General features: G+C 66.9%; 19 protein-coding genes and 1 tRNA gene. 13 read left to right on the top strand and 7 right to left on the bottom strand.

Annotated elements, in window-relative coordinates:
* Positions 1 to 5 precede the first annotated feature (5 nt).
* From AB4Z47_RS18795 to AB4Z47_RS18785, 3 genes are read left to right on the top strand one after another with little or no spacing between them, the layout of a single operon-like run.
* A complete protein-coding gene (locus AB4Z47_RS18795; protein ID WP_441952402.1) occupies positions 6 to 860 on the top strand; it encodes an ABC transporter permease in 855 nt (284 codons plus the stop codon).
* On the top strand, positions 853 to 1680 hold the full coding sequence (locus AB4Z47_RS18790) for an ABC transporter permease (RefSeq protein ID WP_441952400.1): 828 nt from the start codon (positions 853 to 855) through the stop codon (positions 1678 to 1680). Before AB4Z47_RS18795 ends, AB4Z47_RS18790 begins: the two co-directional genes overlap by 8 nt.
* On the top strand, positions 1677 to 2672 hold the full coding sequence (locus AB4Z47_RS18785; protein ID WP_441952398.1) for an ABC transporter ATP-binding protein: 996 nt from the start codon (positions 1677 to 1679) through the stop codon (positions 2670 to 2672). The genes AB4Z47_RS18790 and AB4Z47_RS18785 overlap by 4 nt, the downstream gene beginning before the upstream one ends.
* Positions 2673 to 2714: 42 nt before the next feature.
* On the opposite strand, the gene AB4Z47_RS18780 is transcribed toward AB4Z47_RS18785, so the two are convergent.
* Positions 2715 to 3392, bottom strand: coding sequence for a DUF4389 domain-containing protein (locus AB4Z47_RS18780; RefSeq protein WP_441952397.1), 678 nt, complete (start codon positions 3390 to 3392; stop codon positions 2715 to 2717).
* A 249-nt stretch (positions 3393 to 3641) separates the two neighbouring features.
* Here AB4Z47_RS18780 and AB4Z47_RS18775 point away from each other — a divergent pair, with 249 nt between their 5' ends.
* The 3 genes from AB4Z47_RS18775 (at position 3642) to AB4Z47_RS18765 (ending at position 6600) form a co-directional block, all read left to right on the top strand.
* Positions 3642 to 4058: a hypothetical protein gene (locus AB4Z47_RS18775; RefSeq protein ID WP_441952395.1), complete on the top strand. Its 417-nt coding sequence runs from the start codon at positions 3642 to 3644 to the stop codon at positions 4056 to 4058.
* 239 nt (positions 4059 to 4297) lie between these two features.
* Positions 4298 to 5362 (top strand): PLP-dependent cysteine synthase family protein, encoded by a 1065-nt coding sequence (locus AB4Z47_RS18770; RefSeq protein WP_441952435.1) that lies wholly within the window; start codon positions 4298 to 4300, stop codon positions 5360 to 5362.
* The gene (locus AB4Z47_RS18765) at positions 5359 to 6600 is read left to right on the top strand and encodes an MFS transporter (RefSeq protein WP_441952393.1); all 1242 of its coding nucleotides are present in this window, start codon (positions 5359 to 5361) and stop codon (positions 6598 to 6600) included. The genes AB4Z47_RS18770 and AB4Z47_RS18765 overlap by 4 nt, the downstream gene beginning before the upstream one ends.
* Positions 6601 to 6650: 50 nt before the next feature.
* Here AB4Z47_RS18765 and AB4Z47_RS18760 read toward each other — a convergent pair whose 3' ends face one another.
* From AB4Z47_RS18760 to AB4Z47_RS18745, 4 genes are all read right to left on the bottom strand, one after another.
* Positions 6651 to 6971, bottom strand: a complete 321-nt coding sequence (locus tag AB4Z47_RS18760) for a hypothetical protein (RefSeq protein WP_441952392.1) — start codon at positions 6969 to 6971, stop codon at positions 6651 to 6653.
* A 517-nt stretch (positions 6972 to 7488) separates the two neighbouring features.
* Positions 7489 to 7803 carry a hypothetical protein gene (locus AB4Z47_RS18755; protein WP_441952390.1) on the bottom strand — a complete coding sequence of 105 codons (315 nt, stop codon included), beginning with the start codon at positions 7801 to 7803 and terminating at the stop codon, positions 7489 to 7491.
* Positions 7804 to 8952, bottom strand: coding sequence for a fatty acid desaturase family protein (locus tag AB4Z47_RS18750; RefSeq protein ID WP_441952388.1), 1149 nt, complete (start codon positions 8950 to 8952; stop codon positions 7804 to 7806).
* 18 nt (positions 8953 to 8970) lie between these two features.
* Positions 8971 to 10092 (bottom strand): ferredoxin reductase, encoded by a 1122-nt coding sequence (locus tag AB4Z47_RS18745; protein WP_441952387.1) that lies wholly within the window; start codon positions 10090 to 10092, stop codon positions 8971 to 8973.
* A 171-nt stretch (positions 10093 to 10263) separates the two neighbouring features.
* On the opposite strand from AB4Z47_RS18745, the gene AB4Z47_RS18740 reads away from it, so the two are divergent.
* The gene (locus AB4Z47_RS18740) at positions 10264 to 10884 is read left to right on the top strand and encodes a TetR family transcriptional regulator (protein WP_441952385.1); all 621 of its coding nucleotides are present in this window, start codon (positions 10264 to 10266) and stop codon (positions 10882 to 10884) included.
* 22 nt (positions 10885 to 10906) lie between these two features.
* Here AB4Z47_RS18740 and AB4Z47_RS18735 read toward each other — a convergent pair whose 3' ends face one another.
* Entirely contained in the window at positions 10907 to 12280 is a 1374-nt protein-coding gene (locus AB4Z47_RS18735) for an MFS transporter (RefSeq protein WP_441952384.1), read from the bottom strand.
* 137 nt (positions 12281 to 12417) lie between these two features.
* Between AB4Z47_RS18735 and AB4Z47_RS18730 the strand changes: the two genes are divergently transcribed.
* The 4 genes from AB4Z47_RS18730 to lysA all read left to right on the top strand — a co-directional run bounded on the left by AB4Z47_RS18730 (position 12418) and on the right by lysA (position 17567).
* A complete protein-coding gene (locus AB4Z47_RS18730) occupies positions 12418 to 12999 on the top strand; it encodes a PadR family transcriptional regulator (RefSeq protein ID WP_441952382.1) in 582 nt (193 codons plus the stop codon).
* On the top strand, positions 12996 to 15026 hold the full coding sequence (locus tag AB4Z47_RS18725; RefSeq protein WP_441952381.1) for an FAD-dependent oxidoreductase: 2031 nt from the start codon (positions 12996 to 12998) through the stop codon (positions 15024 to 15026). Before AB4Z47_RS18730 ends, AB4Z47_RS18725 begins: the two co-directional genes overlap by 4 nt.
* A gap of 241 nt (positions 15027 to 15267) precedes the next feature.
* Positions 15268 to 16071: a mycolate reductase gene (gene cmrA, locus AB4Z47_RS18720; protein ID WP_441952379.1), complete on the top strand. Its 804-nt coding sequence runs from the start codon at positions 15268 to 15270 to the stop codon at positions 16069 to 16071.
* A 152-nt stretch (positions 16072 to 16223) separates the two neighbouring features.
* The gene (gene lysA / locus AB4Z47_RS18715; protein WP_441952377.1) at positions 16224 to 17567 is read left to right on the top strand and encodes a diaminopimelate decarboxylase; all 1344 of its coding nucleotides are present in this window, start codon (positions 16224 to 16226) and stop codon (positions 17565 to 17567) included.
* 47 nt (positions 17568 to 17614) lie between these two features.
* Here lysA and AB4Z47_RS18710 read toward each other — a convergent pair whose 3' ends face one another.
* Positions 17615 to 19375, bottom strand: coding sequence for a helicase HerA-like domain-containing protein (locus AB4Z47_RS18710; RefSeq protein WP_441952375.1), 1761 nt, complete (start codon positions 19373 to 19375; stop codon positions 17615 to 17617).
* Between the two features lie 238 nt (positions 19376 to 19613).
* On the opposite strand from AB4Z47_RS18710, the gene orn reads away from it, so the two are divergent.
* Together orn and AB4Z47_RS18700 are read left to right on the top strand one after the other, a co-directional pair.
* Positions 19614 to 20258, top strand: a complete 645-nt coding sequence (orn, locus tag AB4Z47_RS18705) for an oligoribonuclease (RefSeq protein ID WP_441952373.1) — start codon at positions 19614 to 19616, stop codon at positions 20256 to 20258.
* Positions 20259 to 20313: 55 nt separating this feature from the next.
* Positions 20314 to 20389: transfer RNA gene (locus AB4Z47_RS18700), tRNA-His, on the top strand.
* The last annotated feature ends 23 nt before the right edge of the window (positions 20390 to 20412 follow it).

Below are 20412 nucleotides of genomic sequence, written 5' to 3'. Positions count from 1 at the left end.
TATTTGTGCGCGGCATACCGGAGGGGGACGGACAGCGTGCCGTCGGAAAACGATTTCGCAGCGCCGTCGTCGTCTACGCGCATCTTGTCGGTGCCGGATTTCGCAGACAGTCGCACTACAAGCTGGCGATGTTCGCCGGGCTGTTCACCAACTGCGTGTTCGGGTTCGTGCGTGCGTCGGTGCTGGTCGCCGCAGTGGATGCCACGAGCGATTTCGGCGGATACGACCAAGGCACGATCGGCGCCTACGTGTGGCTGTCGCAGGGGCTGCTCGGTGCGGTGCAGTTCACGGGGCTGGTCGGGGAGCTGGACGATCGGGTGAAGAACGGTGACATCGCGATCGATTTCCTGCGCCCGGTCGACATCCAATTCGGTTACCTCGCCGCGGATCTGGGCCGAGCCGCCTGCACTTTCCTGCCGCGTGGGATACCGAGCGTCCTGGTGGGCGCGCTCACGTTCGGGCTGGCGATGCCTGTCACGCCGGGCCCCTACCTGCTCGGCATGGTGAGTGTGCTGCTGGCCGTGGCAATTTCGTTCCTGTGCCGGTTCGCGGTGGCGCTGACCGGATTCTGGGTCGTCGAGACCCGCGGTATCCGCCAGCTGCACTACGCGGCCGCGACGTTTCTCGCCGGACTTTTCGTGCCGGTGCACATGTTCCCGTCCTGGCTGCGCACGATCGCGGAGGTCACGCCGTTTCCGTCAGTCATGCAGTCGCCGGTTGATGTGCTCTCGGGCCGGATCACCGGCGCGGAGGCATTCTCGGTAGTCGGAGTCCAGATGTTCTGGGTGCTGGTGATGGGGGTGGCCGGTCGCGTGCTGCTGATCGCCGGACGGCGCAGGCTGGAGGTGCAGGGTGGTTGAAGTCGACCCGCCCCGCGCCGGGTCGTGGTCGACGCCCTACCTGACGGTGCTGCGCTCCCGGATCCGCGCCCAGCGCAGCTACCGATTGTCCTTCGCCAGTGAGGTTTTCAGCGCTCTGGTAATGGGTGTCGTCGAGTTCGCCGAAGTGTGGGTGATCTTCCATACCGCCCGGGTGCTCGGCGGGCTGGACCTGGACGCGGGGCTGCTGCTGTTCGGGCTGAGCCATACGAGTTTCGCGCTGTCCCAGGTCCTGTTCGGCCACCTCGACACACTGCCGACGCTCATCAGGATGGGCCGGCTCGATGCCTATCACCTGCGGCCACAGCCCCTGTTGCTGCAGCTGATCACCAGCGACATCACGCTGCGCAGATTCGCCAGAGCCGCGGTCGCGATCGGGGTGCTCGGAATCGCTTTGGCACGCAACGACCTCGATTGGGGTCCGAGCACGACCGCGTTGCTCGCCACGACGGTGCTCGGCGGCGTCGCGATGTTCGGCGGCGTGTTCGTCTGCGCCGCCGGGCTGCAGTTCTATCTGATCGACGGTGCCGAATTCACCAACAGCTTCACCTACGGCGGCTCGTTCGCCGCGACGCAACCCGCGTCGGTGTTTCCCACGCCGATGAAGCTGCTGTTCGGTTTCGCCATCCCGGTCTCCTTCACCGCCTATCTGCCCACCATCGCGCTACTGCGGCTGCCCGGTCCGCCCCTGCTCCCCACCTGGCTGGCCTGGCTGTCTCCGGTCGCGGCGCTGTGGGTGTGGCTTCTCGCGTTGAGTTTGTGGCGGCTCGGCACACGGCACTATCAGGGAGGCGGCGGATGAGCACGGAGGGATCAGGGCAGTCGGACCCGATCGTCGACACCGAGGACCTGACAAGACAATTCACCCTCTACCGAAAGGAAGGCCGACGCTGGCTCCGGCGCCGCGAAACGCTCACCGCGGTCGACCGGTTGTCCTTCCGGATCGAGCGAGGCGCCGCCGTCGGCTACATCGGCGCCAATGGCGCGGGCAAGTCCACCACCATCAAGATGCTCACCGGGATCCTCGTGCCCACCTCCGGAACCGTCCGCACCTGTGGGCTCGACCCGGTGCGCCAGCGCCGGGAACTGGCCGGGCGGATCGGAGTGGTGTTCGGGCAGCGGTCCCAGCTGTGGTGGGATCTGCCGCTGCGCGAATCGTTTTCGATCCTTGCCGCGATCCACCGACTGGAGCCGGACAGCGCACGCAAGCGCACGCACGAGCTGGTCGAGCAGCTGGAAATGGCGGATACGCTCGACACGCCCGTGCGTCAACTTTCGCTCGGTCAACGGATGCGCGCGGAAGTAGCTGCGGCACTGCTGCATTCACCCGAACTCGTGATTCTCGACGAGCCGACCATCGGACTGGACGTGTTGTCCAAACAGCGATTGCGCGAGTTCCTCCGGGCCGAGCGCGCCGATCGCGGAACCACCCTGCTGCTCACCACGCACGACATGGGCGATATCGAAAGACTCTGCGACCGCGTGCTCGTCGTCGACCACGGCCGTCTGGTGTACGACGGGTCCTTGACCGGATTGGCGACCACCGTCGGTGCGAAGCGAGTGCTGGTGGTCGATTTGGCCGAGCCGACGCCGGACATCGACGACCTTCCCTCGGCTCGACTGCTGGCCAGCGAGGGCAACGGTATGCGGCAGCGGCTGGCCTTCGATCCGGAGAAGATCACGGCCGCACAGCTACTCGCCGCCGTGTCGGATCGTGCCGAAGTGCGGGACCTGTCGATCGAAGAACCCGAGATCGAGGACGTGGTCCGCCGAATATACGAATCCGCCCGCTGAATCAGCGGGCGGATTCGGTCGGAGCGACAGAATTATCGACGTTCACTGCGTTTCGCGCGCGCCCTGATCGAGGCGGAAGGGCGGATATTCGTCACGCATCAGGCTCGCATAGGCCTGGACCCGGATGAGCCAGCGGTTGATTCCCAACACGAAGTCGTACACCCCCTGCGGGTAGCGCGCCGTGAACAGCAGCGCGATCAGCGCGACGATCAACAGGATGCTGACCAGCGGAATCGAGCCACCGCCGCCCCAGTCGCCGGAATCACCCATCCCGACGGCGACGCCCCCGCTCACCATCGCGGCGACGATCAAATAATGCGGGATGGCCAGCAGCCACCATTTCACCAACACCAGACCGCGGTGCAACGTCTCCGGATAATCGATCTCCAGATCGGCCGGGTACTCCGCATTCGGCTGCAGGCTGAACGGCGGGTACTTGTCGGTGCCGAGCACCGACACGGAGTAGAAGGTGACCCGCCAGCCCCAGCGCATGACACCGACATTGAAATCGAACAGCGCCCGGGGATACTTGCCGGTGATCAGGATCGCGAAGAAGGCGATGATCGTCAGCACCAGGTAAGCAATGTGTAGGAAGAAGAGCACAACATAGTGCGGGATGGCCAATAGCCACTTGACCAGCCACATCCACCGCGACAGCGCGGGGTCCAGATCTCCTCGAACGCGAATCGGGTTGGGCGGGACGGGCTTTTCGGGTTCCATGATCGACAGTCCTTCCGGTGCTTCGATGCAAGCGACAACAAGTGTCGGATGTCCAGATTGTCGCGTATGGGACTACCGGGAATGGCACCTTCTGATACCAACACGCCAACGATTCGGGCCTGCATCGGACAGGTACTCGGTCGCGGTTGGGCTGGACGGCACCGCGGCCGGCTCACCATGGGCGGTTAGTTCCCGCTTGCTGAGCGTCGCGGTCCGGAGTGGTAGGCGGCGGCTTGTAGTATCGGAAGCGTGACGTTCAGTGCCGTGCGGGTACCCGTGATTCGGGTGTTCGTCACCTTCGCGTTCACCGTCTGGGTTCTGGCGATGGCGGTGCCGGAATGTCACGTCTTCGCCCACTCCGCGGTCGCGCACGCGCACATCGAAGCGTCGGGGCCGACCGTGGCCTCCACGGCGTCCGTAGCGATTCTCGCCGACCGGCACCAGCACGCCGCCGCGCCGGATCGCCATCTGCCCACCGCAGCGGTACTCGCCGCCCTCCCACGCTTCGCATCGCTGTTGGCATTCCTGCTGGTCGCGGTTGCGGTCGTGATGATGCTTCCGCTGGCGGCCGCACTCGGGGGCGGCCTGCGCGCGCCGCCGATCGCGCTACTCCCGATCTGTACGGGCAGGGAGAAGATCACCAGATTCGGTATCGATCGGAACTGATCGGTCAGCGTCAGGCCTGAGCTTGCCGGGGCTCGGCCGGTGTTCGTGCGTCGTCCGCACCCACACCTTCGCTGCGCACAGCGACCGTACAGAATCGACGATTCCCCATGACTTCTGCGTTGCAGAACCCGAGCATGCCGAATCCGGCTCGGCCCGAGCTGGATACATCCCGGCCCATTGTGCTTCCGGGCCCGGCGAGTCTGCTGACCACCGCCAACCGCTGCCCACGTCCGGCCACCATGGTCGGCAATACTCCGGTCCTGTGGATCACCGAACCGCTCACCGGCACACTCGGCTCCACCGACCGTGGCTTCTGGGCCAAGCTGGAGGGCGCCAACCCCGGCGGCATGAAGGACCGGCCCGCCTTGTACATGGTCGAACGTGCCGCGGCTCGCGGTGAGCTCGCACCCGGCGCCCCGATCATCGAATCCACGAGCGGCACACTCGGTTTGGGTCTGGCACTGGCGGGCATGGTGCACCATCACCCGGTCACGCTGGTCACCGATCCCGGCCTGGAGCCGCTCATGCATCGCATGCTCGCCGCCTACGGCGCCCGGGTGGAACTGGTCACCGAGCCGCACGCCACGGGCGGCTGGCAACAGGCGCGCCGCGAACGCGTCGCCGAACTCCTGGCAGCGGATCCTCGAGCCTGGTGCCCGGACCAATACCACAACCCCGACAATCGCGACGCCTACGAGTCCCTCGCTATGGAACTGGTCGCCCAGCTCGGCCGGATCGACGTGCTGGTGTGCTCGGTCGGCACCGGAGGCCACTCCGCCGGAATCTCCCGCGCCCTGCGCCGCTACTATCCACAGCTGCGTCTGGTGGGCGTCGACACCGTCGGCTCGACGATCTTCGGCCAGCCCGCGGGTCAGCGGCTGATGCGCGGCCTCGGCTCGAGCATCCATCCGGACAACGTCGACTACCCGGCGTTCGATGAAATCCACTGGATCGCACCGGCGGAGGCGGTGTGGGCCTGCCGCGGACTCGCCGCGACGCACCATGCCAGCGGCGGTTGGAGCGTTGGCGCTGTCGCACTGGTCGCGGGGTGGCTGGCCCGGACCAACGACCCGGATGTGCGGATCGTGGCGATCTTTCCGGACGGTCCACTGCGCTACTTCGACACCGTGTACAGCGACGAGTATTGCCGCGAGCACGGCTTGCTCGGCATCGAACCACCGGCCGCACCCACCAGCATCGCCCATCCGGCGGATGCCGTGGTGGAATCCTGGACCCGATGCACGACGATCGTCGATCCGCGGAACACCGACCTCGGCACCACTCTCGCGGAGTTGGCGCAATGACCGAACTGTTCGCCACCTATCGCAGTTTCAACCGGCCGAGTCGCCTCCTGATGGTCAACCAGTTCGCCATCAACACCGGCTTCTACATGCTGATGCCGTACCTGGCCGGGCATTTGGCGGGCCCACTCGGCCTGGCCGCCTGGGCGATCGGGCTGGTGCTCGGCGTACGAAACTTCGCCCAGCAGGGCATGTTCCTGCTCGGCGGCACGCTGGCCGATCGACTCGGCTACAAACCGCTGATCGTGGCGGGATGTCTGTTGCGCACCGGCGGTTTCGCGCTACTCGCCTTCGCCGACTCGCTGCCCGCGCTGCTGGTCGCCTCGGCGGCGACCGGTTTCGCGGGCGCGCTGTTCAACCCGGCGGTCCGCGCGTATCTCGCGGTGGATTCGGCGCCGCGCCGGGTGGAGGCCTTCGCGGTGTTCAACGTTTTCTACCAGGCGGGCATCCTGTTCGGCCCGATAGTCGGGCTCGCCCTGATGGCCTTCGAATTCCGGGCAACGGCCGCTGGGGCCGCGACGGTGTTCGGCGTACTGACGCTCGCTCAGCTGCGCGCGCTGCCGCAGCACAGCGCTGCACCCAAAATCGCCTCGGTGCTGGATGATTGGCGCGTTGTGCTGGCCAATCGCCCGTTCCTGCTCTTCGCGGCCGGGATGATCGGTAGCTCCGTGCTGGCGTTCCAGGTCTATCTGGCGCTGCCCATGCAGGCCACGCGCATCGTCGGAGCGAGCTCCGCGACCGTGCTGATGACGGCGTTATTCGTGGTGTCCGGGGTGATTGCGATCGCCGGGCAACTGCGGATCACCCGCTGGTTCGGGCAGCGCTGGGGTCGCGCGCGCAGCCTGGCGCTCGGCATGGCGGTCCTCGCGGCCGCGTTCGTGCCATTGCTGCTGGTACCCGGCACCACGTTCGGTGTGTGGCCCGCGGTCGGGGCGCTATTGCTGACGGCGGCGGTGCTGGGAGTCGGTACGGCAGCGGTTTTTCCGTTCGAGATGGACACTGTGGTCGCGCTGTCGGGTAACCGCCTGGTGGCAACCCACTACGGCCTCTACAACACCATCGTCGGAATCGGCGTCCTGCTCGGCAATCTGGGGATCGGTACGCTCCTGGACGCCACGCGCGCCGCGGGCATGAGCTCGCTCGCCTGGGCGGCGCTCATTGCCGTCGGTGTCACCGCGGCGGCGGCGCTGTTCGCGCTCGCCCGCGCCGGGCGGCTGGACGCGCCGGTCCCGGTCGGCTGATCGATGCGCCGCCCCGGATGCCGGAACGTCCGGGGCGGCGGACGCGGCGGTCAGACCGGTCCGCTCCCCTGCGCCGAATACAAACTGACCTCGCCCTCCTCGCTGAGGAAGGCGTTGACAAGCATGGTGCGACTGGCCCGGAGTTCGTCCTGGTCCGGGGCGGCGGTCGTAATCGAAATCTGTGGAATGACAGCCCAGTTCACCACGTACCGCTCCGGCGGGCCGTCGTCGTCGGACAGCCGGGCCAGGCGGAAGACCGAGATGGTCTTGCGGACGATGAGGTCACGCACGACCTCCGCGATTCGCTCGGGGTCTTCCAGCGCGAACATGAAGCCGAATGTCAACTCGGGCGATGACACATAGGCGGGCACGAACACCGAGGCTAGTCGATCGGACCACACCGCGCAGCCGCTGCGCCGAACCGATTGCTGCTCATGCGCCCGAGCCGTCGGGGAACCGAACCGCAGGGGATTCTCAGTGACCGATCTGTAACGGAACATAACAATTACCTGCCAGATTTCGGATTTTCACACCATGCTATTGCGCGAATTCGGCGACCGCGCTTTCCTGAAAGTGTCCCGATTTCTCGGGCCGTCTCGCTCCTCGCATCGTCGCGGATTTCCCGGTTTCTTCGCCGTGCCGGTGAACCGTGGGGTGACGTCCGGATACGGGACTGCGCCGGAGCCGAGGGGTGCCCCATCGAAATCCCCCTCGGCCCTGGCGTATCCAGGATTCGAATCATCGCTCCCATGCCAGCCGAATACGCTGAACTCCGTTTCGGAGCCGAGGGGCTGCCATCGCCCGCCGCGTTGCTTCGCGCGTTCCGCCGACTCGACGACCCGAATCGAGGCGAACGCAGAACGCAGGCGCAGACCGCCTGTGTGGAGATCAGCGCGGCTTGTCGACCTCGGGCTCGACGACCTCGGCGTCGACGAACGCCGGCTCGGTCGGCGACGGCTCGGCGACGGGGCCCGTGACGTCGTCGGCCCAGTCGAGATCGAGATCCTGCTGCGCCGCCGCGTCCTTCCTGGCCGTGGCGGCCGCCTCGTTCATCTCGATCGCATCGGTGATCCACTCACCGATCTCCCTGGTCACTTCCGCGACGGTGCCGGTGATGATGTTGGCGATATTGCCCACATGCTTGGCGCCCGAGGATGTCAATTCCTGAATGAGGTCCTTGTTGCTTTCGAATTTCCCTATCATTCACACGCCCACTTCGCTTGCCTTTCGCTGACGCATCACGATAACACCGGGAGATGGTTCGCTCCCGACCATGCGAGGTGGCAGCGCGAGTTTGAAAATTTTCTTCCACACCGAGCCGATCTGCTTGCCGAGCGAACCGGTGTTGTACGGCAGCCCGTATTTTTCACACAATGCGCGCACGGTGGGCGCGATCTCGGGATAGCGGCTCGCGGGCAGGTCGGGGAACAGGTGGTGTTCGATCTGGTGCGACAAATTGCCCGACATGATGTGGAACAGCTTGCTTCCGGTGATGTTCGCCGAGCCGAGCATCTGACGGATGTACCACTCGCCGCGGGTCTCGTCCGCGGTCTCCTCCTCGGTGAACGTCTGTACGCCGGTCGGGAAGTGGCCGCAGAAGATGATCGCGAAGGCCCACACGTTGCGCACCAGGTTGGCGGTGATGTTGCCCGCCAGCGTGTGGAAGAACAGCGGCCCGGTCAGCGCGGGAAACACCAGGTAGTCCTTGAGTACCTGCCTGCTCGCCTTGCGCCACTGGCCGAGGATCAACTGCTTGACCTCCGGCCACTTCTTCTTGCCGCTCAGGATGTTCTCGATTTCGAGGTCGTGACCCATCACGCCCCACTCGAACAGCACCATGAGCACGAAGGCGTACAGCGGCTGCCCGAGACGCAGCACATTCCAGCTCTGGCCCTCGTCCATCCGCAGGATGGAGTAGCCGATGTCACGGTCCTTGTTGTGAATGTTGGTGTAGGTGTGGTGCAGATAGTTGTGCGAGTGCTTCCACTGGTCCGCCGGGCAGACCGTGTCCCACTCGAAGACACGGGAATTCAGGCCCGGCTCACGCATCCAGTCGTACTGGCCGTGCATCACGTTGTGGCCGATTTCCATGTTGTCCAGGATCTTCGACACGCTCAGTGCGGCCACCGCGGCCAGCCAGAACGGCGGAAGGAAGCCGAGGTACATGAGCCCGCGCCCGGCGATCTCGAACCCTCGCTGCGCCTTGATGATGGAGTACAGGTACTCCCGGTCGCGCTCGCCGAGATCGGCGACGATCGCGGCGCGCAGCTCATCGAGTTCGCGGCCGAGTTCCTCGATCTGCTCCGGGCTCAGGACCAACGGTCCGTCTTCGGTTTCGGCGAGGATGGTCATGATTACTGCCCTTCGTTGTCAGATGTCGATCTCGACGTCGCCGACCGGCGCGCTGATACACAGCTGGATCGGCTGATCGGGATCGCTGTCGCTCTCGCCGGTGCGCACATTGCGCGTGCAGCCGGTACGGCGGACCGCGGTGCAGGAGAAGCAGATCCCCATGCGGCAGCCGTACTCGGGCGTGAGACCGGCGGATTCGGCCTGCTCCAACAAGGTCGCGCCAGTGTTGTCCGCGCTGACCCCGCTGCCCGAGAAGTTCACCGTGCCACAGGTTTCCGTCGCGTCGGTCGGCGCGACGGAGAGAGTGAACTCCTCGGTGTGCAGCCGGTCGCCCAGCTGCTCGGCCTCGTAGACCTTGCGCACCGCATCCATCAGAGGCTGCGGACCGCACACATAGGTCTGCGCGTCGGCGAACCAGGGCGCCACACGCTCCAGTTCGTCGTAGTCGAAGTACCCGCTGCCCTGCGCGGGCGCGAGGTCCACCCACGGCGCCCCAGGGCCGACCGGCCTCGCGGCCCGCTCCGATCGCCACGGATGACGCAGCTCGATGTGGAAGTTCTGGTGCCGACGCGCGATGGCGTCGAGCTCGGTGCGGTGCGGGACCAACTCCGCCGATTTCGCGTAGTGCAGGAACACGACCTCGCCCCCGTGACCCTCGTCGGCCAACGTGCACAGCATGGACAGCACCGGCGTGATGCCGCTGCCGCCGCTGATCAGCAGCACGCGCTCCGGGCGCGGCTCGGGGAGCCGGAAAACGCCGTTGGCGGGCGTCAGATCGACCACCATGCCAGGTGTGGCGTTGCGGTAGAGGAACTGCGACACCAGACCGCCGGGATGCGCCTTGACGGTGAGCTGGATGTGTCGATCCCGGCCGTTCTCCGGATTGACCGGCGAATAGCACCGAACATGCCGTACGCCGTCGATCACCACGCCGATCTGGACGTACTGTCCGGCGGTATGGCCTTTCCACTGCCGGGTCGGGCGCAGCGTGAGCGTCACCGACCTCGGCACCGAGCGGTCCGCGTGGGTGATTTCGGCCCGCATGTCCCGGACGGTCAGCGTAGGGCGTACCAGTTCCAGGTACCGGTCCAGCGGGTGCGGCGAGGTCAGGGTCTGCACCAGGTTGATGAGATCCACCATTCGTTCTCCATGCCTCTTGTCTGCTGACGACGTGCGACCCAGATTTCAGTGCACGTATGTACACTCAACTAGTGTGACCGATGACAGGGGGCAGGTGTCAACCGGCAAAACATGTGACCCGAACGACAGCTCGGGATAATTCAAATGGTGAACGGATGTATGCTCACCGTGATGAGCGAGCAGGCAGCGACCCGAGGCGAACGCAAGGAACGGACCAGGCAGGCACTCCTGGACGGCACCCTGGCATTGGCCGCCGACCGCGGTTTCGCCGCGCTCAGCCTGCGGGAGATCGCCCGCTCGGCAGGCATCGTGCCCACCGCCTTCTACCGGCACTTCGCGTCGCTGGACGACTTGGGCGCGACACTGGTCGACGGCGGTGTCACCGCGCTGCGTCTCGCGCTGCGCGAAGTTCGCCGCAACTCGGACGCGAGCCTGTCGGACACGGTGCGCTTCGTGTTCGAGCAGGTCGGCCCCAAGCGTGAACTGTTCGGCTTCCTCACCAGGGAGCGGCACGGTGGCTCCGCGGCGCTGCGCAAGGCGATCGCGCTGGAGCTGCGGCTGATCGTGCGGGAACTCGTCGCCGACCTCTCCCGGATCAGCGCCTTGGATTCCTGGACCCCCCACGATCTGGAGATCGCCGCCGACCTCATGGTTGCGACGGTCACCGAGGGGATCGCCGCCTACGTGTCGGCCGCACCGCGCGAGGAGAGTGTGATCATCGACCGCACCGTGCAGCAGATGCGGCTGATCGCGCTCGGCATGGGCGCGTGGCGGCCGCCGAAGCAACAGTGAGTCGGCACGTGCCCAGGAAACGTCAGCCGCCGAGCCCGGGCTCGCCGAGCGCCGGGTCGATCCCCTCTTGCGCTGCGAGCGGGTCCGGCGACCGCACCGGAAGCAGCGCCGCGAGTCCGATCGCGAGCACGACAAGCAGACCGGCGATGCCCGCGCGATCGGCGTCGAACAACCAGGCGAACAGGCCGAAAAGGCTTGGGGCGAGGAAGGACACGGCGCGTCCCGTCGTCGTGTACAGGCCGAAGAGCTGACCCTCGCGTCCAGGCGGAGCCAGGCGGGTGAGGAAGGATCGCGCCGCCGCCTGCGCCGGGCCGACGAAGACGGTGAGCAGCAGCCCGAAGATCCAGAACATCAGCGGGCCGGACACCACGAGCAACCCGAGCCCGCATACCAGCATGGCAGCCAGGGACACCACGATGACGATCTTCGGCCCACCTCGATCGTCGAACCGGCCCGCGACGATCGCGCCCAGCGCCGCAACGACATTGGCGGCGATGCCGAACAGCAGCACATCCGAATCGGCGATCCCGTAGACCCGGACGGCGAGCACTGCTCCGAAGGTGAACACCCCGGCGAGCCCGTCGCGGAACACGGCGCTGGCGACCAGAAAACCCACCGTGCGGCGATCGACACGCCACAGCTCACGCAGGTCGCGCCAGAGTACTCGATACGACCCGAGGAACCCGGCGCTCGCCGCCCCTGGATCGGCGTCCGTGCGCGGCATTTCGGGCACCGCGAACAGGACCGGGAGCGCGAAGGTGGCAAACCACACGGCTGCCAGCACAGCGACGAGGCGGATGTTCAACCCTTCGTCGGTGGGTATCCCGAGCAGTCCGCGATTGTCGCCCTCGCCGGAGATGAATCCGAAGTAGCAGATCAGCAGGAGGATGATGCCGCCGAAATAGCCCATCGCCCAGCCGAATCCGGAAACCCGGCCGACCGTGGCCGGGGTGGACACCTGCCGCAGCATCGCGTTGTAAGGCACGCTGGCCAACTCGAAGCAGGCCGAGCCCAAGGCGAGCAGCAGGAGTCCGAGCCACAGGTCGTGGTAGTCGTCGTGCACGAAGAACATCAGCGTCATCGCGGCGACCGTCAGTGCGGTCAACATGCCCAGGGAACGTTTGCGTTTCGCCGACGCGTCGAAGCGCTGGCCGCTGACCGGCGCGGTCAGCGCGACGATGAGTCCGGCGATCCCGAGCGTCCAGCCCAACCACGCGCTGGCGGAGACCTTGCCGGGCAGATCGTCACCGACCTTGTCGGTGAGATACACCGAGAACACGAAGGTGAGGATGACAGCGTTGAACGCCGAAGACCCCCAGTCCCAGAAGCCCCACGCCACCACTTGCCCGCGCCCGGCGGCTTGCCCAACCGTCGCCCGCGCGTTCACCTCGGTCATGCCGCGCAGCCTATCCGCCGACACCCGTGCACGGGGCCACTCGCGCACGCCCGTCCTGGCGACCCGGCCCGGAAAGCACTGCGCAATCAATATGCACTCAGTTGCATAGCGCCGAATGTGCCGTCTACGCTGACCGCATGGCCATCGAGCATGCGTTGCTGGTATCGCTGACCGAGCGCGCCGGCTCGGGATATGAGCTGGCGCGCCGCTTCGACAAATCCATCGGCTACTTCTGGAGTGCCACCCACCAGCAGATCTACCGGGTACTCAAGCGCATGGCGGAGTCCGGCTGGCTCGATAGCGAGTCGGTCACCCAGGAGGGTAGACCCGACAAGAAGGTCTACTCGGTGAGCGACGCGGGGCGCGCCGAGCTCGCCCGCTGGATTGCCGAACCGTCCGACTCCGGCACCCCCCGCAACGAGCTCGCGGTGAAGATCCGCGCCGCCGCCTACGGCGACATCGACGCGCTGCGCACCGAGGTCTCCCGCCACCGTGACCAGCATGCGCAGCGGCTCGACTTGTATCTGGTCATCGAGAAACGCGACTTCCCCGTCCCCGGCCAGCTCTCCGGGACAGCCCTGCACCAGTACCTCGTCCTGCGCGCGGGCATCCGCGTGGAGTCGGGTTTCGTCGAATGGTGCGACGAAGTTCTGCACGCACTGCACCCGCGCGTCAGCCCCGCGCGCGGAGCGACGGAGAAAGGCGAGACGCACCCATGAGCTCCTTCCCCCATCTGTTCGAGCCGCTCGACCTCGGCTTCACCACCCTGCGCAACCGCGTGGTGATGGGGTCGATGCACACCGGCCTGGAGGATCGCGCCTGGGACACGAACAAGCTGGCCGCCTACTTCGCCGAACGCGCACGCGGCGGCGTCGGCCTGATCATCACCGGCGGCTACGCGCCCAACCGCACCGGCTGGCTCCTACCGTTCGGCGCGAAACTGACCAATAAGACCGAGGCGTACCGGCATCGTGCGATCACCAAGGCGGTACATGCGGAGGGCGGCAAGATCGCCATCCAGATCCTGCACGCGGGCCGCTACTCCTATCTGCCCGGCAGCGTGTCGGCCTCCTCGATCAAGGCCCCGATCAATCCGTTCCGGCCGCGCAAGCTCTCGACCAAGGGCATCGAGCAGACCATCGACGACTACGCCCGCTGCGCGAAGCTCGCCCAGTTCGCCGGCTACGACGGCTGCGAAATCATGGGCGGTGAAGGCTATTTCATCAACCAGTTCCTCGCATCACGCACCAACAAGCGCACCGACAAGTGGGGCGGCTCGGCGCAGAACCGGCGCCGGATCGCGGTGGAGATCGTGCGCCGCACCCGCGCCGCGGTCGGCCCGAACTTTCTCATCGTGTTCCGGTTGTCCATGGCCGACCTGGTGGAGAAGGGGCAGACCTTCGAGGAGATCATCGCGCTGGCCCAGGAACTCGAATCAGCCGGGGTGAACGTCCTCAACACCGACATCGGCTGGCACGAGGCGCGGGTACCCACCATCGTGACTTCGGTGCCCCGCGCGGCGTTCGTGGAGTTCACCGCGAAGGTCACCGCGCAGGTGAGCATTCCGGTCTGCGCGTCCAATCGGATCAATATGCCCGAGGTGGCCGAGGAGATCCTGACTCGCGGCGACGCCCAACTCATTTCGCTGGCCCGCCCGTTCCTCACCGACCCCGAGTGGGCGAACAAGGCCGCGCAGGACCGGGTCGACGAGATCAACACCTGCATCGCCTGCAACCAGGCCTGCCTTGACCACGCCTTCCAGCACAAGACCGTGTCCTGCCTGCTCAATCCCCGTGCCGGGCACGAGACCGAGCTGACGTTGCTGCCCACTCGCCGCACCAAGCGGATCGCGGTGGTCGGCGCGGGCCCGGCCGGTCTTTCCGCGGCGGTGAACCTCGCCGAGCGCGGCCACCGCGTCGATCTGTTCGAGGCCGACGACAAGGTGGGCGGACAGTTCGACATCGCCCGCCGAATCCCGGGCAAGGAGGAGTTCGACGAGTCGATCCGGTACTACAACCGGATGCTCGAGATCACCGGCGTCACTGTGCATCTGAACAAGCGCGTCGGCGCCGACGAACTCATCGAGGGCCGCTACGACGACGTGGTGCTCGCCACCGGCGTGCAACCGCGCATTCCGAACATCCCCGGTATCGACCACCCCATGGTGCTCACCTACGCCGAGCTGGTGCGCGAGGAGAAGCCGGTCGGCAAGCGCGTCGCCGTGATCGGGGCGGGCGGCATCGGCTACGACGTCAGCGAATTCCTCACCGTCGAAGGACATCCCGCGCTGAAACTGGACGAATGGAAGGAAGAGTGGGGCGTCACCTCCGATGACGAGCAGGCCCCCGGCCAGCTGACCACGCCCAAGCCCGCTCCCGCCGCTTGCGAAGTCGTTCTGCTGCAACGCAAGACGACGCCGTTCGGCAAAGACCTCGGCAAGACCTCCGGCTGGGTGCACCGTGCTGCGCTGAAAGCCAAGGGCGTCGAGCAGATCGGCGGTGTGAACTACGAGCGCATCGACGACCACGGCCTGCACGTCAGCTTCGGCGCGAAACACGAACGTCCGCAGTTGATTCCGGTTGACAATGTCATCGTCTGCGCGGGCCAGGAGTCCGTCCGCGATCTGGCGGCCCCGCTGCGCGCCGCGGGCGTCAACCCGCATCTCATCGGCGGCGCGGACCTCGCCACCGAACTCGACGCCAAACGAGCTATCGACCAGGGCACCCGCCTGGCCGCACGCCTCTGACCGGCACCTCCGGCAGCCGGTCGACATCATCGACGCCCGGCCGCTGTCAGGTTCACACAACGGCACGGCATGTTCGTTTCACGCAGTGCGTCATCCGTGGTTCAGCGCAGGTAGCCGAATCACCGCCGGTCGGAGAGAGCCAGCACCGGAGCAAGGTCTGGCCAGGCTGTCCCGAGCCTTCCCTCGGCCCGCGCGCGCTGCGGACGGACTTCGTCCGGCTGCGCCCTCTATGCTGCACCGGGTGAGCCTGCCCTCTCCCACCTCCGAGAACCGCGCGGTCGTCACCGGCGCCTCCTCCGGCATCGGCACCGCGTTGGCCGCCGAACTCGCCGCCCGCGGCTACTCGCTGATCCTGGTCGCCCGACGCGGTGAGCTGCTCACCGAACTCGCGCAGCGGCTGACGCTGGCGCACGGCATCGCCGCCGAGGTGCGCGCGGTCGACTTGGCCGATCGCACCCAGCGCGACGAGCTGGTCGAGGAGTTGGCCGCCCGCGACATCGCGGTGCTGTGCAACAACGCGGGCATCGCGACCTTCGGTGCGGTCGCCGAACTGGATCCGGCCTACGAGCGCGCCCAGATGGAGCTCAATGCCGTCGCGGTGCACGATCTGACGCTTGCCGTGCTGCCGGGCATGATCGCCCGCGGTGGCGGCGGGATCCTGATCAGCGGCTCCGCGGCGGGCAACATGCCGATCCCGAACAACGCCACCTATGCCGCGAGCAAGGCGTTCGCCAACACCTTCTCCGAGTCACTGCGCGGCGAGTTGAAGGACTCCGGGGTGCACGTCACCTTGCTCGCCCCCGGCCCGGTCCGCACCGAGACCCCCGATCCCGCGGACGCCTCGATCGTGGACCGTATCGTGCCCGACTTCATGTGGGTCTCTTCGGAATACACCGCCAAGGTGTCCATCGACGCACTCGCCCGCAACAAGATGCGGGTGGTTCCCGGCCTCATCAGCAAGGGGATGAGTGTCGCAGGCCAATACGGTCCCCGCGCGTTCACCGCACCCATCGCTGGCGCGTTCTACCGGAAGCTCGGCGGCTGAGAGACCTCCGTCACCGACCGCGTCAGCAACCTGTCAAGAACCACCCGCCGGTGGTCAAAGATACGCAAAAGACCAGCCCACAGCCCTGTAACCCGGCGTAGTCCTGGCATCGACCCCGCACTGAGAGAAAGCGGGCAAACCAGGAGAACACCGTGACGCTGCTCGATATATTCCCGTCTTTGCGGTCCGGAATGCCTTCGCGCCTCGATTCCGCGGTGTGGCCGCGGGACACGCACTATGACGGCGACGGCAGGATCACCCTCGGCGGGGTGGCCCTCGCCGATATCGCCGATCAGTACGGCACCGCCACCTACGTCCTCGACGAGGAGGAGGTCAGGTCCCGCTGCCGGGCCTACCGCAAAGCCTTCCCCGAGGCCGAGATCATCTACGCGGGCAAGGCGTTGATGATTCGCGCGGTAGCGGAATGGGTTACCCAGGAGGGGCTTTCGGTCGACGTGTGCTCGGCGGGCGAGCTTGCCGTCGCGCTCGCCGCCGGGGTACATCCGGATCGAATCATGTTGCACGGCAACGGAAAGTCCTTCGACGAGCTGGAGATGGCGGTGCGCGCAGGAGTCGGCCGGATCGTGGTCGACTCACTCACCGAAATCACTCTGCTCTCGGCGCTCGCGACCACACCACAGCGGGTGCTGCTGCGCCTGTCGCCCGGCATAGATGTGCACGGACATCCCGCCGTGCGCACCGGTGTGTTCGACCAGAAGTTCGGCTTTCCGATCGGTAGCGACATGGCCGCGGAGGCGATCGACCGGATCATCCGCCAGCCCAACCTGACGCTGGTCGGCTTCCACTGCCATCTGGGCTCGCAGATCCACGACCCGGATCACTACGGTGAGGCCGCGCGGCGGATGGTCGCCGAGATGGCGCGGGTCCGGCAGGACCACGGCATCATCCTCACCGAACTCGACCTCGGCGGCGGGCACGCAGTCGCCTATCGCAGCGGCGACGCCGAGATGAATCCGACCGAACTCGCCGACATCATCGAGGACGCCCTCGACGCCGCCTGCGCGCGCCACCACTTCCCGCGCCCCGTCATCGCGCTGGAACCGGGCCGGGCCATCGTGGCGAGGGCTGGCGTGACGCTGTACCGAGTGCTCTCGGTCAAGCACATCGACGGGGGGCGCACTTACGTCACGGTGGACGGTGGCATGAGCGACAACCCGCGCGTCGCGCTGTACGGCGCCCGGTACGAGGTGGTGGTGGCCAGCCGCCATCCGTGCGGTCCGCACATGACCGCGACGGTCGCCGGTCGCCACTGCGAGGCGGGCGACATCCTCGCCGCCGACGTGCGGCTGCCCGCCGACCTGCGCCCAGGCGAGGTGCTCGCGGTGCCGTGCACCGGCGCCTATCACCACAGCCTGGCCTCGTCCTACAACAGTGTCGGGCGGCCGCCGATCATCGCGGTGCGCCACGGCCGCGCCCGCGAGCTGGTGCGCCGCGAGACCACGGCGGATCTGCTCGCCCGCGACGTCGGGCACTGAGCCGGGCAGGCCCCGCGCCCGGGATCGGGTGTGGCCGTCCGCGGTGCTCAGCGGCGGCGGGTACCGAAGAGGCTGCGGCTGATTTCACGACCCGCCGCGGCGGCCGCCGACCGCAGGAATCCCTTCACCGCTGGATTCTTCATGATGCGCTCGGCGGTCGACTCCTCCTCGCGCCGCGCGGCGCGGCCCGGAGCTGGGGCCGCCTCCGGAGCCTGCGCCGCCGCAGCGACTTTCGCGGCGAGCAGCTCGTAGGCCGACTCCCGGTCGACGGTCTGCCCGTACTTCGCGGCGAGCGCGCTGGTCAGCGCGTGCGACTTGATCGCGTCCGTTCCGATGGTGTCCATCAGCGAACGCGGTGGCTGGATCCTGGTCCAGGCCACCGGAGTCGGCGCCCCTTGCTCCGAGAGCACCGTCACGATCGCCTCGCCGGTGCCCAGCGAGGTGAGCGCGTCCTCCAGGTCGTAGCTGCTGGTCCTGGGGTAGGTGCGTACCGTCTTCGACAGCGCCTTCTGGTCGTCCGGGGTGAACGCGCGCAGGGCGTGCTGGATGCGCGCACCCAGTTGGGACAGCACCTGATTCGGGATGTCGGTGGGCAGCTGGGTGCAGAAGAACACTCCGACACCCTTTGACCGGATCAGCTTGACGGTCTGCTCCACCTGATCCAGGAACGCCTTCGAGGCGTCTGAGAAAAGGACGTGAGCCTCGTCGAAGAGGAAGACCAGCTTGGGCTTGTCCACGTCACCGGCCTCGGGCAGCGTCTGGAACAGGTCGGCGAGCACCCACATGAGGAAGGTGGAGAACAGCACCGGCCGCGCCGCCTGCGCGCCCAACTCGAACAGCGTGATAACGCCCTGCCCGCCCGCGATCCGCACCAGGTCCGACGGATCCAGTTCCGGCTCACCGAAGAATGTGTCGCCGCCGTCGGCCTCCAGGTTCACCAGGGCGCGCAGGATCACGCCAGCGGTGGCCGCGGAAACGCCGCCGATGCCCTTCAGGTCCTCCTTTCCGTCGGGGCTGGTGAGATGGGTGATCACGGCGCGTAGATCCTTCAGGTCCAGCAGCGCGAGGCCGTTCTTGTCGGCCCAGTGGAAGATCAGGCCGAGGGTCGACTCCTGCGTCTCGTTGAGCTCGAGCACCTTGCTGAGCAGTACCGGCCCGAACGAGGTGATGGTCGCGCGGATGGGCACGCCGATTCCGGTGGTCCCCAGCGAGACGAACTCGGTCGGGAACCCGGTCGGCGCCCACTCCTCGGCACCGGTCTCCGCGGCGCGTGCGCTGATTTTGTCGTTGGTCTGCCCTGGCCGGCTCAGTCCCGACAGGTCACCCTTGATGTCAGCGAGCACCACGGGAACCCCGGCGCGCGAGAGCTGTTCGGCGATGGTCTGCAGTGTCTTCGTCTTTCCGGTGCCGGTCGCGCCCGCGACCAGGCCGTGCCGGTTCATCGTCCGCATCGGAATCCTGACGTGCGCGGCGGGATCCACGGTCCCGTCGACCACAACCGTGCCCAGCTCCAGTGCCGCGCTCTCGAATGCGTATCCCGCGGCGATCTCCTCGGCCGGACCTGACGGGGCGGGGGCTTCCTTCGGCTCGGCATCGGCTTTCTGTTGCTGCGTGGTCCGCTCCGCCTTCGCCGGGGTGTTTTCCGGCGCCGTCACCGCGTCCGCACCGCTCGCTCCCGCAGCGGCCGCTTCCTGCTCGGCCAGTTCACGCTCCGCGGCCGCCGCGGCAGCCTCCGCCTCGGCCGCGGCCTGCGCGGCCTCCCGCGCCGCCTGACGCGCCGCCGCCGCCTTCTCCTGGGGAGTGGTCATCGCACGTCCTCCGTCTCGGTCTGACTCCAACTGTTACCCAGTGTTTGCTGTCGCACCGAAAACGCCTCTTCCGATCTGCGAGAAACTGTATCCCCGCCGGTCAGATTCGGGGGCGCGTAGCCGATCATCGTTTGCCGCGCCCGATCGGCGGCGAACGCCGACCGTTCACGCCGCCGAGGCAGCGGGCGAACGCCCCGTACCGAAGGCACTGCGGTCCGACCCGGCTAATGTTGCTCGAGTGTCCGACAAATATGTGGTGTGGATGGATTGCGAGATGACCGGCCTGCGCCTGGACAGCGACAAGCTGATCGAGGTGGCCGCGCTCGTGACCGACAGCGATCTCAACATCCTCGGCGAGGGCGTGGATATCGTCATCCACGCCGACGACCAGGCCCTTGCCGCGATGCCCGCGGTGGTCGCAGAGATGCACGCGCGTTCCGGCCTGACCGACGAGGTCCGCCGCTCCACCGTCACCATGGCCGAGGCCGAACAGCGGGTGCTCGACTACATCCGCCAGTACGTCCCCGCCCCCCGCACCGTGCCGCTGGCCGGTAATTCGATCGCCACCGACCGCGGATTCATCGCCAGGGACATGCCGCTGCTGGACACCCACCTGCACTACCGGATGATCGACGTGAGTTCGATCAAGGAGCTGTGCCGCCGTTGGTACCCGCGGATCTATTTCGGCCAGCCGGAGAAGGGCCTGACCCATCGCGCGCTGGCCGACATCAAGGAGTCCATCCGGGAGCTGGAGTACTACCGGCGCACCGCGTTCGTCGCCCCACCCGGCCCCTCGACCACCGAGATCGCCGCGGTCGCCGCCCAGATCGCCGAAAACGAGATGGAATCGACCCAGGTCAACGCCTCGCCGGAAACCGATTAGGGAGTCGAAGGGGTAACGCGCTAGTATCTAGCGCGCCGGTTGTTCACCGGCGATGGTGAGCGTAGTTCAGTTGGTAGAGCACCAGGTTGTGATCCTGGCTGTCGCGGGTTCGAGTCCCGTCGCTCACCCCAAACGTCGCGGTGCGCGAACCGCC

Origin of the sequence: Nocardia sp. 2TAF39 (assembly GCF_052114905.1) — a bacterium.
In the GTDB taxonomy this organism is placed as follows: Bacteria; Actinomycetota; Actinomycetes; order Mycobacteriales; family Mycobacteriaceae; genus Nocardia.
This window is presented reverse-complemented; position numbering and strand designations above follow the sequence as displayed.

What these genes read in the sequence shown, in the direction of transcription:
- AB4Z47_RS18785 (WP_441952398.1), top strand. Translation starts at nt 1,677, where the DNA reads ATGAGCACGGAGGGATCAGGGCAGTCGGACCCGATCGTCGACACCGAG.
- AB4Z47_RS18780 (WP_441952397.1), bottom strand. Translation starts at nt 3,392, where the DNA reads ATGGAACCCGAAAAGCCCGTCCCGCCCAACCCGATTCGCGTTCGAGGA.
- AB4Z47_RS18770 (WP_441952435.1), top strand. Translation starts at nt 4,298, where the DNA reads ATGGTCGGCAATACTCCGGTCCTGTGGATCACCGAACCGCTCACCGGC.
- AB4Z47_RS18765 (WP_441952393.1), top strand. Translation starts at nt 5,359, where the DNA reads ATGACCGAACTGTTCGCCACCTATCGCAGTTTCAACCGGCCGAGTCGC.
- AB4Z47_RS18755 (WP_441952390.1), bottom strand. Translation starts at nt 7,803, where the DNA reads ATGATAGGGAAATTCGAAAGCAACAAGGACCTCATTCAGGAATTGACA.
- AB4Z47_RS18750 (WP_441952388.1), bottom strand. Translation starts at nt 8,952, where the DNA reads ATGACCATCCTCGCCGAAACCGAAGACGGACCGTTGGTCCTGAGCCCG.
- AB4Z47_RS18745 (WP_441952387.1), bottom strand. Translation starts at nt 10,092, where the DNA reads ATGGTGGATCTCATCAACCTGGTGCAGACCCTGACCTCGCCGCACCCG.
- AB4Z47_RS18740 (WP_441952385.1), top strand. Translation starts at nt 10,264, where the DNA reads ATGAGCGAGCAGGCAGCGACCCGAGGCGAACGCAAGGAACGGACCAGG.
- AB4Z47_RS18735 (WP_441952384.1), bottom strand. Translation starts at nt 12,280, where the DNA reads ATGACCGAGGTGAACGCGCGGGCGACGGTTGGGCAAGCCGCCGGGCGC.
- AB4Z47_RS18730 (WP_441952382.1), top strand. Translation starts at nt 12,418, where the DNA reads ATGGCCATCGAGCATGCGTTGCTGGTATCGCTGACCGAGCGCGCCGGC.
- AB4Z47_RS18725 (WP_441952381.1), top strand. Translation starts at nt 12,996, where the DNA reads ATGAGCTCCTTCCCCCATCTGTTCGAGCCGCTCGACCTCGGCTTCACC.
- AB4Z47_RS18710 (WP_441952375.1), bottom strand. Translation starts at nt 19,375, where the DNA reads ATGACCACTCCCCAGGAGAAGGCGGCGGCGGCGCGTCAGGCGGCGCGG.